14 protein-coding genes are annotated in these 13,342 nt (G+C 45.5%); 5 read left to right on the plus strand and 9 right to left on the minus strand.

Translation table 11 applies throughout. The features are described 5' to 3' along the window. Nucleotides 1-10 precede the first annotated feature (10 nt). Nucleotides 11-565 carry a cysteine hydrolase family protein gene (locus DKT73_RS05305; protein ID WP_111637525.1) on the plus strand — a complete coding sequence of 185 codons (555 nt, stop codon included), beginning with the start codon at nucleotides 11-13 and terminating at the stop codon, nucleotides 563-565. A gap of 41 nt (nucleotides 566-606) precedes the next feature. Here DKT73_RS05305 and fecE read toward each other — a convergent pair whose 3' ends face one another. The 9 genes from fecE to DKT73_RS05350 all read right to left on the minus strand — a co-directional run bounded on the left by fecE (nucleotide 607) and on the right by DKT73_RS05350 (nucleotide 9,150). Beyond that, a complete protein-coding gene (fecE, locus tag DKT73_RS05310) occupies nucleotides 607-1,374 on the minus strand; it encodes a Fe(3+) dicitrate ABC transporter ATP-binding protein FecE (RefSeq protein ID WP_111637526.1) in 768 nt (255 codons plus the stop codon). A 3-nt stretch (nucleotides 1,375-1,377) separates the two neighbouring features. Then, complete coding sequence (gene fecD / locus DKT73_RS05315) at nucleotides 1,378-2,334, minus strand: Fe(3+) dicitrate ABC transporter permease subunit FecD (protein ID WP_111637527.1); 957 nt, start codon at nucleotides 2,332-2,334, stop codon at nucleotides 1,378-1,380. Beyond that, nucleotides 2,334-3,335: an iron chelate uptake ABC transporter family permease subunit gene (locus DKT73_RS05320; protein WP_111637528.1), complete on the minus strand. Its 1,002-nt coding sequence runs from the start codon at nucleotides 3,333-3,335 to the stop codon at nucleotides 2,334-2,336. Before DKT73_RS05320 ends, fecD begins: the two co-directional genes overlap by 1 nt. Next, entirely contained in the window at nucleotides 3,332-4,252 is a 921-nt protein-coding gene (locus DKT73_RS05325) for a Fe(3+) dicitrate ABC transporter substrate-binding protein (protein ID WP_111637529.1), read from the minus strand. Before DKT73_RS05325 ends, DKT73_RS05320 begins: the two co-directional genes overlap by 4 nt. Before the next feature lie 166 nt (nucleotides 4,253-4,418). Next, nucleotides 4,419-5,429 carry a gluconate operon transcriptional repressor GntR gene (gene gntR, locus DKT73_RS05330; RefSeq protein WP_232827789.1) on the minus strand — a complete coding sequence of 337 codons (1,011 nt, stop codon included), beginning with the start codon at nucleotides 5,427-5,429 and terminating at the stop codon, nucleotides 4,419-4,421. Nucleotides 5,430-5,607: 178 nt separating this feature from the next. Then, entirely contained in the window at nucleotides 5,608-6,099 is a 492-nt protein-coding gene (locus tag DKT73_RS05335; protein ID WP_111637531.1) for a gluconokinase, read from the minus strand. Nucleotides 6,100-6,182: 83 nt separating this feature from the next. Further along, on the minus strand, nucleotides 6,183-7,499 hold the full coding sequence (locus DKT73_RS05340) for a TRAP transporter large permease (RefSeq protein WP_111637532.1): 1,317 nt from the start codon (nucleotides 7,497-7,499) through the stop codon (nucleotides 6,183-6,185). Continuing rightward, entirely contained in the window at nucleotides 7,492-8,049 is a 558-nt protein-coding gene (locus DKT73_RS05345; RefSeq protein WP_232827790.1) for a TRAP transporter small permease subunit, read from the minus strand. Before DKT73_RS05345 ends, DKT73_RS05340 begins: the two co-directional genes overlap by 8 nt. Before the next feature lie 84 nt (nucleotides 8,050-8,133). Continuing rightward, on the minus strand, nucleotides 8,134-9,150 hold the full coding sequence (locus DKT73_RS05350) for a TRAP transporter substrate-binding protein (RefSeq protein WP_111637534.1): 1,017 nt from the start codon (nucleotides 9,148-9,150) through the stop codon (nucleotides 8,134-8,136). 326 nt (nucleotides 9,151-9,476) lie between these two features. Between DKT73_RS05350 and siaA the strand changes: the two genes are divergently transcribed. The 4 genes from siaA to DKT73_RS05370 are packed head-to-tail and all read left to right on the plus strand — an operon-like array spanning nucleotide 9,477 to nucleotide 13,217. Further along, nucleotides 9,477-11,474, plus strand: a complete 1,998-nt coding sequence (siaA, locus tag DKT73_RS05355) for a biofilm regulation protein phosphatase SiaA (protein ID WP_111637535.1) — start codon at nucleotides 9,477-9,479, stop codon at nucleotides 11,472-11,474. A 14-nt stretch (nucleotides 11,475-11,488) separates the two neighbouring features. Next, nucleotides 11,489-12,025, plus strand: a complete 537-nt coding sequence (siaB, locus tag DKT73_RS05360) for a biofilm regulation protein kinase SiaB (RefSeq protein WP_111637536.1) — start codon at nucleotides 11,489-11,491, stop codon at nucleotides 12,023-12,025. Nucleotides 12,026-12,035: 10 nt separating this feature from the next. After that, nucleotides 12,036-12,410 (plus strand): biofilm regulation phosphoprotein SiaC, encoded by a 375-nt coding sequence (siaC, locus tag DKT73_RS05365; RefSeq protein WP_111637537.1) that lies wholly within the window; start codon nucleotides 12,036-12,038, stop codon nucleotides 12,408-12,410. After that, a complete protein-coding gene (locus tag DKT73_RS05370) occupies nucleotides 12,411-13,217 on the plus strand; it encodes a diguanylate cyclase (RefSeq protein WP_111637538.1) in 807 nt (268 codons plus the stop codon). Nucleotides 13,218-13,342 lie beyond the last annotated feature (125 nt).

Below are 13,342 nucleotides of genomic sequence, written 5' to 3' on the forward strand. Positions count from 1 at the left end.
GGAGTGAGTCATGCCTAACCCCATTGTGTTGATCATTATAGATATGCAACAAGGCATGTCTTGGCCGCAAGCGGGTGTGCGTAACAACCCTAATGCAGAGCATCACATCGCGGAATTGCTTGCCCACTGGCGAGCAAATCATGCGCCTATTGTTCATGTTCGTCATTTATCGACTGAGCCTGGTTCGTTATTTTGGCCTGAGCAAGATGGGGTACTGTTTCAAGATGCGTTTCAACCGCTGCTCGATGAGAAGGTCATTGAGAAGTCGGTGCCTGATGCTTTTACTCATACGAACCTTGAAGCTTGGCTGCAAGAACAAGATGTTCAGGCTTTAGTTGTGGTTGGTGTCAGTACCAATAATTCAGTCGAGTCGACAGTGAGAAGCGCAGGAAACTTGGGCTTTAAAACTTATGTGGTGGGCAGTGCCTGCTTTGCCTTTGAAAAAGACGATTTTTTTGGTCAGTCACGAAGTGCCGATGAAGTGCATGCTATGTCATTGGCAAATCTACATGGTGAATACGCCACCGTAATCAGCCAAGACGAAGCCTTTGCATTACTGCTTTAAATAGCAGGCTAAAGGATGCCTATCAGTGGAATCTTATTTTTTTATTCCACTACACACATGGGCGTTTTGGCGATTGGATCTAAGTGGATTTGTGCGTTCAACGAAAAAACATCTTTCAGCAGAGACTCTGTGAGTACGGACTCAGGTGAGCCTTGAGTGACGATTTTCCCTTGCTTCATAACGATGAGATGGTCGCAATAGCGCGCCGCTTGGTTGATATCATGAAGCACTGTGATGATGGTTTTGCCCTGTAAATTCAATTTACGCAATAAGTGCATGAGTTCCACTTGATGACTCAAATCCATGTAGGTTGTTGGTTCATCAAGTAATAAATACGGAGTATCCTGCGCCAAGGTCATTGCCAACCAAACGCGTTGGCGTTGCCCACCAGACAGTTCACTGACCAGTTGCTCGGCAAGCTCAGTAACGCCAGTTTGCTGCATCATTTTATCTATGATGTGCTGATCTGCATTGGATATACGTCCCCAAAATCCCGTGTATGGGCTGCGTCCATAAGCGACTAAGTCTTTTACCTTGATGCCTTCTGGAATGGGTTGCGTTTGTGGCAGTAAAGCTAACTGTTGCGCCAATTTTTTTGACGCCATCTGGTGGATGTTTTTTCCTTGCCAATGAATTTGGCCTTCTATAGGGGAAAGAATACGTGCCATGGCTTTGAGTAAGGTGGATTTGCCGCAGCCGTTTGGACCCAGTAAAGCAATGATCTTGCCTTCAGGAATACTCAAATCAACCTGTTTGACGATGGCTTTTCCATGGTAGCCAACGGATACGTTATGTGTGCTAAGAGACATGGATTATTTCGTCCTAAAGAGTAACCAAAGAAAATACGGGGCACCGATAATGGCTGTCATAATACCAGCGGGCAATTCAATCGGTGGGTCGATTGTTCGGGCCACGAGATCGGCGAGCAGCAGCAAAATGGCACCCACTAACATAGTGGAGGGCAAAAGCAATTGATGGCGTCCACCCACTAACTTTCTCGTCAAATGAGGAGCGACTAAGCCTAAAAAACCGATAGGGCCACAAATTGCAACGCATGAGGCGGTGAGTCCAACGGCAATGGCGAGTGAGAGCAAACGCAATGTGCTCGCTTTGACACCAAGACTAATGGCACTGTCATCACCAAGATGAATAAGATTGAGCGGTTTTGCCAACCAAAGTGCACAGGGAATGAGTAGTAGCCAAGGCAATAACATGGCAAGTTGATTCCAACCGCGTCCCCATAAACTCCCCGTTAGCCACAGTAATGCGTTGTTTATTTCTAAGGGTTTAACCAGCATGAGGAAATCGATACAGCTGGCATATAATGCGGCTAATGCGACCCCCGTAATGGCCAGTTTTATCGTGCTGCTATGTTGACCACATAACCACCAAAGCATCAGCGCAGCGATTAAGCTGCCACACAACGCCACGGTCGGCAGCCAGTCAATGTCAGCATTGGGGAAAAAGGTCATATAAAATACAGCTGCCAATCCCGCACCATGACTGACCCCCAGAACATCTGGTGAGGCTAATGGGTTGCGAATTACACCTTGTACTAAGGCTCCTGCCAGCGCCATCATTGCGCCTACTAACATCGCAAGAATGGTGCGAGGAAAACGGTATTCATGAACTGTGAAGTAGTTGGCGTTACCGACCTGAAACCCTTCTATGACCTGTTTAAAGGGAAGCGACACCGCGCCAAACATGAGGTTTGCGATCAGCAATGCTACTAAGGTAAGTAATAAAATTGGCAGTGAGCGCGTCTCCATCACAAGGTCCTCTTGCGGACGAGATAGATGAAAAACGGCGCACCGATGAGCGCCAAAATTGCGCCTGCTGGCGTTTCTGCTGGATAAATAATAGCTCGACTGACGGTATCTGATAAAACCACTAGGCAAGCGCCGAGTATCATGGCAATAGGCAAAAATTTGCGATGATCTTGCCCTGTCAGCATTCGTGCCATATGCGGGACCAGTAAGCCGACAAAGCCAATCGCACCGACGCTGCTGATGGCGCTGCCAACTAACAATAAGACCAAAAAGCTGCCGCCTAGTTTGACCCACATGAGAGACACACCAAGATTTTTCGCATTGTCATCGCCCAGCTGCAAAAGATTAAGCGTCGGCGAAATCAGCATAGCCCCAACTAAGCCTATTAGACAAACAGGCCATAACGCGTCGAAGGTTTGCCATCTGGCATCAGTCAAACTGCCCGCTAGCCAGGTAAGTACGCCTGCGGCTTGATCTTCCGCGATGATGATGACCGCCTTGGTTAAAGCGGCACACAACGCTGAAATAGCGACACCGGCTAGCACCAATCGGCCGTGTTCATTACCACTGCGCCATGCGCTGCCCAACAGCATAACAAAAGCCCACGCAACGCCACCGCCAATCATAGCCGCAACCGATGTGCCGAGCAGGCCAAACCAAGGGGCTAGGCTGGACACTGTCGCCATGCCCAGCGCAGCGCCTGCATTGATACCTAATACAGAGGGAGAGGCGAGGGGATTTTGCGTTAAACCTTGCATGATAACGCCCGCTGCTGCGAGGTTGGCGCCCACCATGATGCCGATTAATACTCTGGGAAAGCGTAAATCGTGAACAATATGTTGAGCAATGCTGTCTTCATTCATGTTGTACAAAGCGTGAAGCGCGTCTAACGGCGTCACGGTAATGACTGACCAGCTGAACAAGCTGATCCATCCGCAGACCAGCAAAAACAGCAGCAATATTACGCATTGTCCAATAAAAGGCAGACGTGTAAAAATCATTGATTTGCGCTAAAGACACGGATGAGATCTTGCCCCATGGTTTCTGCAGAAATAATGCCGCGGCAGCGAGACCAAGTATTGGGATTGACGGAATAAATATGATGATTTTTGGCTGCTTTTAACACAGACCAAAGCGGCTCTTTTTTCCACTTATCGATAATACTTGGCGTAACGTAATTGCCAACAATAAAGTAGTCAGGATTCACCGCAAGGAACTGCTCCAAGCTGGTTTGACGGTAAGCATCATCGCTTCTGCCTGTGTTGGCATTTTTTAAGCCTAAGGCTCGAATGACGCCGCCAGCATAAGAATCGGCAGTATGCAAAAACAGTGCGTCATCCCGCGCTACGCCAAATTGCACTTCTTTCCCCGTTGGTAGCTGCTGGGCAAAGTCTGACATGACTTGGGCGTGTTTCTTTAAGCGTGCTTGCATTTCTTGGTCTTTGCCAATGGCTTTGCCAATAATAGCGGTGGCTTGAAGGTTTTCTTCATAGGTGGCACGACGTGAAGGCAAAATTAAAGTGGGTGCGATTTTTTGTAAGTCAGCATACACCCCTTCATGACGTGAAATATCGGCAATGATGAGATCCGGTTTTAGGGCTGAAATGGTTTCAAGGCTGGGCTGAGAGCGGGTACCAACGGATGTCCAAGCGCCTATTTCATCACGAATTTCTTTTAAAATACGGTCTGGGTCTTTGTCATCGGCAATGCCCACGGGGCTGACGCCAACCGCCGCCAGCGCATCGACAAAGGAAAGCTCTAATACGACGATGCGTTGTGGTATGTAATCCAGACTAAAAGTACCTTTACTGTCTTCTACACTATTGTTAACCGCGTTTTCAGCGGCAGCCAAAGCGGTTGTAGAGAAAGAAAAACACAGAACGAGAACAGAGAGAGTAATGGATAAAACGCGCTTCATAGTACAGCCTAATAGGAGAATAAAAAACGCAATAATGATAACACTTATCAATTATATTTGAAGTGTTTTATCCTAAACCCTGACCATGATGGCGAATGTTCACTTTTGTTTGAGCGGCTGACACGAACGAGGTCTTTGCTTTTTATTGATTTAACCGTAGGCTAAATTAAATACTTTCTCCGGCTTCGAGCTGGAAGGGCAAATTAATGACTCGCTGAGAGACCGGGTTGCCTTGTAAACGTGATAATAAATGTTCGGCGGCGAGGCGTCCCATTTCTTCTCGAGGGGTGACCACCGTGGCCAGTAAGGGCACCATGGCACGCGAAATATCATGGCCGTGAAATCCTGCAATGCCTATGTCTTGTGGCACCTTAATCCCTGCTTTTTGGCAGGCATAGAGTGCACCAATGGCCAAATCGTCGTTGGTACAAAAAATACCGTCAGTGTCGGGTTGTTGCTGTAAGGCGTCTTTTAAAAACTTCGCCCCTAATGTGAAAGAGGAGGCGCTGTTGGTTTTTAAGCACAAAGGCGTTAAACCGTTGTCGAGCATGGCGCTCTCGTAACCTTTAATTTTGAAGAGGGTACGTTGGTCCATACGGGCAGCAAAATAGACGATCTTTTGTCGGCCTCGCTGGATCATGAATTCGGTCATGGCGTACGCTGCCGCTTGGTTGTCTATACCGATGGCTTGTTCAATGGGCGGAGACACCGAGTCCATGATTTCGATGACAGGTATGCCTGCAACCGAGAGCATTTTTCTGACGCGCTCGGTGTGGTAACTTTCAGAAATGATTAGACCATCCACACCGTAAGATAATAGGGTGGCGATACGCGATTCCTCTGCTTCTTTGCTGTACCCATAGTGGGCCAGCATGGTTTGATAACCTGCGGGCTCCAGTATTGATTCAATGCCGCGGATGACTTCAGCGAACACCTGGTTTGTCAATGAGGGCAGCAGCACGCCAATCGCATGACTTTTTGATTTGGATAGAATATCGGGAGCTCGATTCGGTATGTAGCCTAGGTTTTCTAATGCGTCAGCGATTTTGGTTTGTAATGGCACAGAGACTTGATCGGGATTTCTAAGAAAACGACTCACCGTCATTTTGGTGACACCAACCAAATCTGCCACGTCTTGTAAGGTGGGGCGCTTATTTTTCGTATTAGAGCTTTTCATACCGGTGACGTATCCATGTTTTGTTACACGTAACATTATCATAAGCCATTCATGGCTAGAAACAAAAAGTAGCGGTTAGCGAGGCATTATATTAATGACAACAATATTCATACCGAGAGTGAGTGTTTACTTTTATGTCGAAAGAAGCACAATACTGGATTGTGCTTCTTATTTTGGTTTAATTTTTCGTTAAAAGTGTTAGGGCTTCTTTTAGCACGGCATCCGCTTCTTGAGATATATCGATCACAAAAGCTTCGTCTTCGGTTGGCTCAATCAAGGTGGCAAACTGACTTTCGAGCATGCCTCGACCATTGAAATAATGGCCGTTGCGTTTTTGATGACGCTGCCAAATGGTATCAATGTCGCCTTTTAGATAAATCATGGTGACATCGTCTAAGCCATTTCGCAGCATGGCTCTGTATTCTGGTTTTAAACCTGAGCAGGCCACCACAGCGGCTGGCGTATTGATTAGCAAGGTGTTTAAGGTTGCTAACCAGTCTTTACGATCGTCGTCGGTAAGCGGTGTTCCTTGACGCATTTTGTCCACATTGGCTTGGCTATGAAAATCATCGCCATCAAAAAATGGATAACCAAGTTGGTCGGCGATATTTTTGCCTATCAAAGATTTACCTGAGCCTGATACGCCTAATACTACAATTCTTTTTGTCATCGTCTGGTTTCCTCATCGCCTTGCTGTTACCAGCAAGGCTGTGTCGTTCAAAAAGCCGTATTGAACGGCATGGTCACAATGGGTTATTTCCACCAAAGGGCCAGCTCAGGGAAGAATATGACCAAGGCAAGTACCGCGATCTGCATTCCGATGAAGGGCAATAAAGAGCTGAAAATTTCACCGAGACTGATGTCTTTGGGCGCAACAGATTTAAGATAAAAGGCCGCTGGACCAAAAGGTGGCGATAGGAAAGAAACCTGCATATTGAGACAGAAAACCACACCAAACCAGATCGGGTCTAAGCCAAGACCAGTAATAATGGGGACGAAGATCGGCATGGTTAATAACGCAACACCGACCCAGTCTAAGAACATGCCCAATACCAACAAAATAATCATCATGATCATGATGGTGCCCATGACGCTGCCACCACTTAATGACAAGATGATTTCTTCAACGAAATCGATGCCGCCCATTAAGTTATAAACACCCACCAAGGCGGTTGCGCCTATACCAATCCAGATGATCATGCCACAGGTGCTCATGGTGGCTTTAGCACTGTCTTTCAGCATCGCGAAATTCAATTCGCCGCGAATCGCCGCGCTAATAAGGATACCAACAACACCCAATGCAGAGGCTTCGGTCACCGAAGCGACGCCTGTGTAAATGCTGCCCAATACCATCATGACGGTGAGTAAGGGAAATAGCAGCGCTTTGAAATAATTGATGTCTTCGTCTGCAGCGAGCTCTTCAGCTGTAGGCAATGGGGCGTATTCTGGATGGATACGACACAAAATCAGCACGTATGCCATGTAAGCAAAGGCTAGAATGAAAGCCGGTAAAAAAGCGGCTTTAAACAAGTCGCCAATCGAAACACTGGCGGTTAAACCATAAATAATTAAGACAATACTGGGCGGTAACATGGTACCCAAGGCACCACCCGCACAGGTTGTACCGATAGCCAGTTTGCGGTTATAGCCAAGGCGTAGCATTTGCGGTAAAGCTAAAATACCCAATAAAACGGTTTCGCCACCAATCACACCCGACATAGACGCTAAAACCACAGCAACCAATAACGTTTGTATTGCCACGCCACCGCGGAGTTTACGACCAAAGACCTTCATGGCGTCGAATAAATCGCGAGCAATGCCGGATCGATCTAATAACGCCGCCATTAAGACGAACATGGGGACGGCCAGGAAAACATAGTCGCCAACAAAACTGTATAAACGGCTGGTAATCAGAGGTAAGGCACCCACACCGAACCAACCAATCGCAAAAACCAGTGCAACCAAAGCGGTAACGAAGGCCAATTGCATGCCTGTTAGCAGCAATAAAATCATAGAGCCAAGCATGAGTAGGCTGCCGTAGCCTATTCCTATTGCGGACAAATCAAACATCTTTACGTTTCCTTAAGCCGTTTAATTCTTGTATGAGGTGCAAGGAAAACTGCACAAACATGATGCACAAGGTGGCGAAAACCATGCCTTTTACCAAAGCAGGGAAAACAGGGTCCCAAGCGGATCCAGAGGTTTCCAAACGTAGATCACCTAATGGCGTAAACCAAGAGTCTTGTACCATTTGATAAGCGGCCCAACTCAGTAGTCCAGAAAACAATAACCCCATGATGTGATGAAAAACATTCAACCAACGACGTGTGGTGTCAGAAACAAGGTCGTAAATCAGTACGACTCGAACGTGCTTGTTGATTGATAGGGCATAAATGCCGCCATAAATAAACAATACACCACCGAGAAAAGAGGCTGTTTCATGTACCCACATAGTGGGAGCATTGAACACATAGCGCATCAATACTTCATAGAAAGAGATGGCTACGGTAAAAAGAAACAATAGACTTATGCTGTTACCAAAAGTGAAAATCACCTTATCTAGCGCATTTCTAGGGCGTTCTGAGCTATCAGGCGTCTCTGGATGAATTTCGTTTTTCATGATCATAATCCAATGAAAATCAGGCGTCGAAGCAATCTACAATTGCTGGACGCCTGTTTGCTGGTTTAAAAGGTTTGTCTCAGATTAGAGGAGATCATTCTCTTCTAGGTATTTTGTAATAGAGTCATACACTTTCTGTGCGTTAGCAGAACCTTTGGCAAATTCAGCCCACTGAGTACGAGCAATCTCACGGAATTTTTTACGCTCTTCTGCAGACCAATCATGAATTGTAATGTTTGGATCCGCTTTCGCCGCTTTGACTGCTGCTTGGTCAGCAATACGCAACTGTGTTGTCATGTCTTCAGAGAAGTCACGAACTGAAACGGTTAGAATTGCTTGGATATCAGCTGGCAATGCGTCCCATTTTTTCTTATTCATCGAAATGTCGATCAAGGGTAAAGAATGGAAACCTGGTTGAACGGGGTGTGTCGCGATGTCATTCATACCGGCTTTTTGGTTGGTAGAAAAAACCGTGTAGTCGGCCGCGTCGATAACACCTTTGCTTAGGCCTGTGAATACTTCAGAACCTGGTAAGTTTACTGGTGCGGCACCCGCCGCAGCGAATACTCGCTGCACCAAACCTTCAGGCGCGCGAAGTTTTAAGCCCTTCAAATCCGCCACACTGTCTAGTGGAACACGAGACACTAAAGACTCAACGCCTGTTGTGGAGCCACCGATGAATTTTACACCGTATGGTGCGTAAAGCTCATTCATCAGCTCATAACCGCCACCGTAGTTAACATACTGTAGGAGTTGTTGAGTGTTTGACCAGGCGCCGACTGTGTTACCAATTAGACCAAAGGCTGGATCTTTACCAGAGAAGAATTCCGTTGCCGTAATCTGGCCATCTAAGATGCCCATTTTAATGCCGTCTAATGTTTCGGTGTGTTTGAAAATACTACCAACGGGTAACAAATCAATTTGCACACGACCGCCTGTCATTGTCTCAACGCGTTGAGTCCATTCTTTTTGAACTTGGAAGTTTTTATCACCCGCTGGATCAGAGGATTGAAACTTAAATTTATAATCCGCAGCAATAGCAGAGGTAGAAAGGACGCCAGCCATAGCGGCAGTCAGTAAGGTGGTGCTGAATTTATTCATGGTATTGCTTCCTATTGTTTTTTTTCTAAGAACCGTTTGTAGGAAAGTGCTTTGATTTTCGGTATATGTTACCGGTAACTAAGTGGTGATGTTACCGATAACATTTCAGCTTCGTCAAGCCTTTGTCTGGAGAATTTTGCACTTAATTTTCAGATTGTTGATTTTGAAAGATATTTTTTTGAGGGAACTTGAGTGCGATAAACCAAAACTTTTGTCCCGTGAGTTGGGCAAATAGGGCACAAGGTTACAAAATGTTACTCCTTTCTTTTCTATATCAAGTTAATGTTTAGAGTATTTTTTATTTAATAAGTGAAGGAAATTTTGGCATGGCCCGTTGGGGATTGCGTGGTAAGTCGCTGTTTGCTTTGGCGAGCACTTGCCTTTTTGCATTGTTAATTATTGCGGTTATTGGTTGGTCTTTTGTACAAAAAGGGCAGGAATTGTCTGCCACAAATTATGCGAACAGTTTTACGCAGTTAAACTATCAGCGCATATTAACACCGGTATCAAGAGAAGTGGCTTTGGCCGAACGTTTTGCCAATTCAACGGTTGTAAAGGCTTGGTTGAAGCGCTCTGATGATCCTTTGCTGGGCAGCGCTTGGCTTGAAGAGACGCAGGGGTATCTCGATGCGTTCCAAAATCATGCTATGTTCATTGTGAATGATGCGACAGGACAATACTATTTTGCGGATCAAGACAACCGCTTATCTCTTACACCAAAATACGCGCTAAGCGCCCAAAATAGTGCGGACAGTTGGTACTTTTCAACACGTCAGACGACAGTTCCTTTTGATATTAACGTCAACTATGATGAAGTATTAAATGTCATGAAGGTCTGGATTAATGTACCTGTGCGTGACCAAGGACAATTTATAGGCTTGGCGGGAACGGGCTTTTCGTTAGATGTCTTTGTGGCGCAATTTCTTGAAAACCAAGTACAAGGGGTAACCCCGTTTATTATTAACGCCGATGGAGTGATCGAAATTCACCCCAATGAAATGCTGGTCGCTAACAATGTGCAGACGAATCGTTCTGTAAAAAGCTCTATCTATGCGTTGCTAGACAACGAGGCATCTAAAAAAAGCGTAAAAGCCGCTTTAGCCAATGCCCGAAGCAGCGGGGCAAATGTCGTGACAGTGAGTGTTCAGCAAGGTGGACATAAGCAACTCATGTCTTTTGTGTATTTTCCCCTATTGGACTGGTTTGTGGTCACTAATGTCGATTTGGCTAATGTGAGCATTTTTGACTCCAGCCTCGTGTTACCCGCGGTGAGTGTGTTTGTGTTGTTGTTAATACTGCTGCTGATCGTTTTTGGTTTTGCGGTAGAACGCCTATTAATTGCGCCCATTCGTCAGTTGCAACAGTCAGCGAAAACCATTGCCAGTGGCTCCTACGAGGTGTCATTTAACGTGGGGGGAAACGATGAAATTGGCGACTTGAGTCAAACCTTTAATAAAATGGCTCAGCAAGTTCGTAATCACACTCAGGAATTAGAGGAAAGGGTACAGGAAAGAACCGCAGAGCTGGAAGAAAGCCATGAGAAAATAATGGCAGCCCAGCGCAAAATAGGCGCCTCGATTGATTATGCGAGTTTGATTCAGAAATCCATTTTGCCTGATCGCCAGATGCGCCATTTTTTAGGTGATGATCACAGTGTCATTTGGCGGCCCAGAGATGTGGTGGGGGGGGATTTTTATGTCTTTCATTCCACTGATGAAGGCTTCTTATTGGGAATAGTCGATTGTGCAGGACATGGCGTCCCAGGTGCCTTAATGACCATGTTAGTCAGAGCCGCGATTGATTATTCTATTGTTCGCGTCGGTATTGCAGATCCAGCCGCGTTATTAAAGCTGATTGATGAAACATTGCGCTCCATGTTAAATGAAGAGATCAGTGCCAATAAGGTCGCTACCAATGCCGATGTTGGTCTAGTTTTTGTCCCGAAAAACGGTGATTTTATACGTTTCTCTGGCGCTAAAATTGCTCTATATGGCAGTAATGGTATGGACTTTGTGAAGTATAATGCGGGCCGTCGTGCTTTGGGTGACCGTCGTCAAGGTGAGTATGAAAATGCCGATTTGCCTATGTCTGGTTGGACATACTACATGGCAACCGATGGCTTTTTAGATCAATCGGGTGGGGAGAAAAATTTTGGGTTTGGTAATCAACGTTTTGAAACCTTGATCAAAGACAATGCGGCTTTGTCATTAAAAGAGCAAGCTGAATCTTTTGAATCTGCTTTAGATCAATACATGGGAGAGCAGCCACAAAGAGACGATATTACATTGCTGCTTTTTCGATTTGACGTCAACAACACACATTGATAAGGGGAGGTGAGATGAGTTCGCCGGATTTATATGGGTTAAGAGAACGCTTTGAAAAGGACAATATTTTATTGTGTTTTAATGGTCCTATTTCTCGCAGTTTGATTGAAGAAATTGGTAATGCGCTAAAAAATTATTTGAAGTCAGAACAGTTATCACCCGCATCCGCCTTAGATGTGTTTGCAGCCTACATTGAGTTGACGCAAAATATTCGTCATTACGCCACTTCATCGCAATTACCAGGGGCGGACACGGCAACCGTGATTGTTAGTCATTACGATGGTTGCTACCGTGTTGCCGCTGGGAATATTGTCCGTGTAACCGATGGAGAAGCCTTGGTAGAACGAGTAGCAGCTCTTGCGAAAATGGATAAAGTGGCGTTGAAAGCGGCGTATAAAGCGCAACTTCGTCAACCTCGTGAAGAGGGCGCTGTGACTGGCGCAGGATTGGGTTTGATTGATATGGCGCGAAAATCATCAAAACCTATGGAGGCATCATTGAAGGACATTGGCGATGAAACGGCTTATTTTAGTCTAAGTATACAAATTTGAGAAAATGATAATGCATGATTTAGTGATAGAAGGGACGGTTTCTTCTCCTAGCATAAAAGGCGATTGGCAAAAGGGAACGCTCTATATGGAAGGCGACTCTTATCCGGAGAATTCTTATGAGCTTTATAGCTCAATGGTGGCTTGGGTAATGGACTACTTGAAAGAAACCGCGTCACCACTGACGCTGGAATTGACCTTGTTGTATCTCAACACCAGCAGTATTAAGGTGATGATGGACATCTTTGATGAAATGGAAGACGCCTTCCAAAAAGGTCGTCAAGTCGCGGTCAACTGGTACTTTGATGCAGAAAACGAACGCGTCGCTGAGTTGGCTGAAGAGTTCAAAGAAGACTGTACGTTTCCCTTTAATATCATAGGCAAATAAATGAAGACCGATTTCACCGAGCTTGAAAAAACCATTCATGACATTTTAGCTGTGCCTGAATATCGGGATCATCCTGCCAGTAAGGCGTTAAAGCAGCTATGGGAAATTAATCAAGATCAGTGGGATCGTATGGATCGTTTAACTCGCTTGTCTGATTCGTATCAAGACATGATGATTCAACGAGAAAGAAGCCTCAGTGAACGTTTTGATAAACATCTACGCCAATTAGAAAAAATGACCCGAATATCGGATCGTTATCAGCGTAGTTTAAGACAGCTTAATATTGAATTAGAGAAAACGTCACTGATTGATCCTCTGACCGAACTGCCTAATCGACGCATGATGATGAAGCGTTTATCTCAAGCCTTTGATGAGCAGCAGGAGGACGAATCGTCAAAAGGTGTTCGTATTGAGGATCTCGCTGTCGCGATGATTGATATTGACTACTTTAAAAAAGTAAACGACGAGTTTGGCCATCAAGTAGGCGATGATGTGCTGATTGCACTGGGAAAATTAATGCAAAGAGTCATGGATGGTTTTGGTGTGATTGGGCGTTGGGGAGGCGAAGAATTTTTGGTGATTTTGCCCTGTCACAATGTAAAAGACGCTTCCATTTTGATGGAGTCTCTGCGCTCTAAAGTCGATGCGTATTCAATCAATGTTGAGGGCAACATTGTTTCGACCAGTGTCAGTATTGGAGTGTCAAGCTACCAGGAACACGACACCATGGACTCTTTGCTGTCGAGAGCAGACAATGCCTTATATTTGGCGAAATCACAGGGTCGAAATAGCGTGATACTCGGTTAGCTAATTTTCTTATCTCAAGTTACGGCTTGTTCAAGGCTCGCTATTGTTCGTCTTTTTAGACATTGGTCTAAGAAGGGTTTTGTTGTCTATGATAAAAGCGCACACTCTTTTACAGTCAATAAAAC

The sequence above is a fragment of the Marinomonas shanghaiensis genome (genome assembly GCF_003259175.1).
In the GTDB taxonomy this organism is placed as follows: Bacteria; Pseudomonadota; Gammaproteobacteria; order Pseudomonadales; family Marinomonadaceae; genus Marinomonas; species Marinomonas shanghaiensis.

Excerpts from the sequence above, each read along its gene's own strand:
- DKT73_RS05305 (WP_111637525.1), top strand. The coding sequence starts at position 11 with ATGCCTAACCCCATTGTGTTGATCATTATAGATATGCAACAAGGCATG.
- fecE (WP_111637526.1), bottom strand. The coding sequence starts at position 1,374 with ATGTCTCTTAGCACACATAACGTATCCGTTGGCTACCATGGAAAAGCC.
- fecD (WP_111637527.1), bottom strand. The coding sequence starts at position 2,334 with ATGGAGACGCGCTCACTGCCAATTTTATTACTTACCTTAGTAGCATTG.
- DKT73_RS05320 (WP_111637528.1), bottom strand. The coding sequence starts at position 3,335 with ATGATTTTTACACGTCTGCCTTTTATTGGACAATGCGTAATATTGCTG.
- DKT73_RS05325 (WP_111637529.1), bottom strand. The coding sequence starts at position 4,252 with ATGAAGCGCGTTTTATCCATTACTCTCTCTGTTCTCGTTCTGTGTTTT.
- gntR (WP_232827789.1), bottom strand. The coding sequence starts at position 5,429 with ATGAAAAGCTCTAATACGAAAAATAAGCGCCCCACCTTACAAGACGTG.
- DKT73_RS05335 (WP_111637531.1), bottom strand. The coding sequence starts at position 6,099 with ATGACAAAAAGAATTGTAGTATTAGGCGTATCAGGCTCAGGTAAATCT.
- DKT73_RS05340 (WP_111637532.1), bottom strand. The coding sequence starts at position 7,499 with ATGTTTGATTTGTCCGCAATAGGAATAGGCTACGGCAGCCTACTCATG.
- DKT73_RS05345 (WP_232827790.1), bottom strand. The coding sequence starts at position 8,049 with ATGAAAAACGAAATTCATCCAGAGACGCCTGATAGCTCAGAACGCCCT.
- DKT73_RS05350 (WP_111637534.1), bottom strand. The coding sequence starts at position 9,150 with ATGAATAAATTCAGCACCACCTTACTGACTGCCGCTATGGCTGGCGTC.
- siaA (WP_111637535.1), top strand. The coding sequence starts at position 9,477 with ATGGCCCGTTGGGGATTGCGTGGTAAGTCGCTGTTTGCTTTGGCGAGC.
- siaB (WP_111637536.1), top strand. The coding sequence starts at position 11,489 with ATGAGTTCGCCGGATTTATATGGGTTAAGAGAACGCTTTGAAAAGGAC.
- siaC (WP_111637537.1), top strand. The coding sequence starts at position 12,036 with ATGCATGATTTAGTGATAGAAGGGACGGTTTCTTCTCCTAGCATAAAA.
- DKT73_RS05370 (WP_111637538.1), top strand. The coding sequence starts at position 12,411 with ATGAAGACCGATTTCACCGAGCTTGAAAAAACCATTCATGACATTTTA.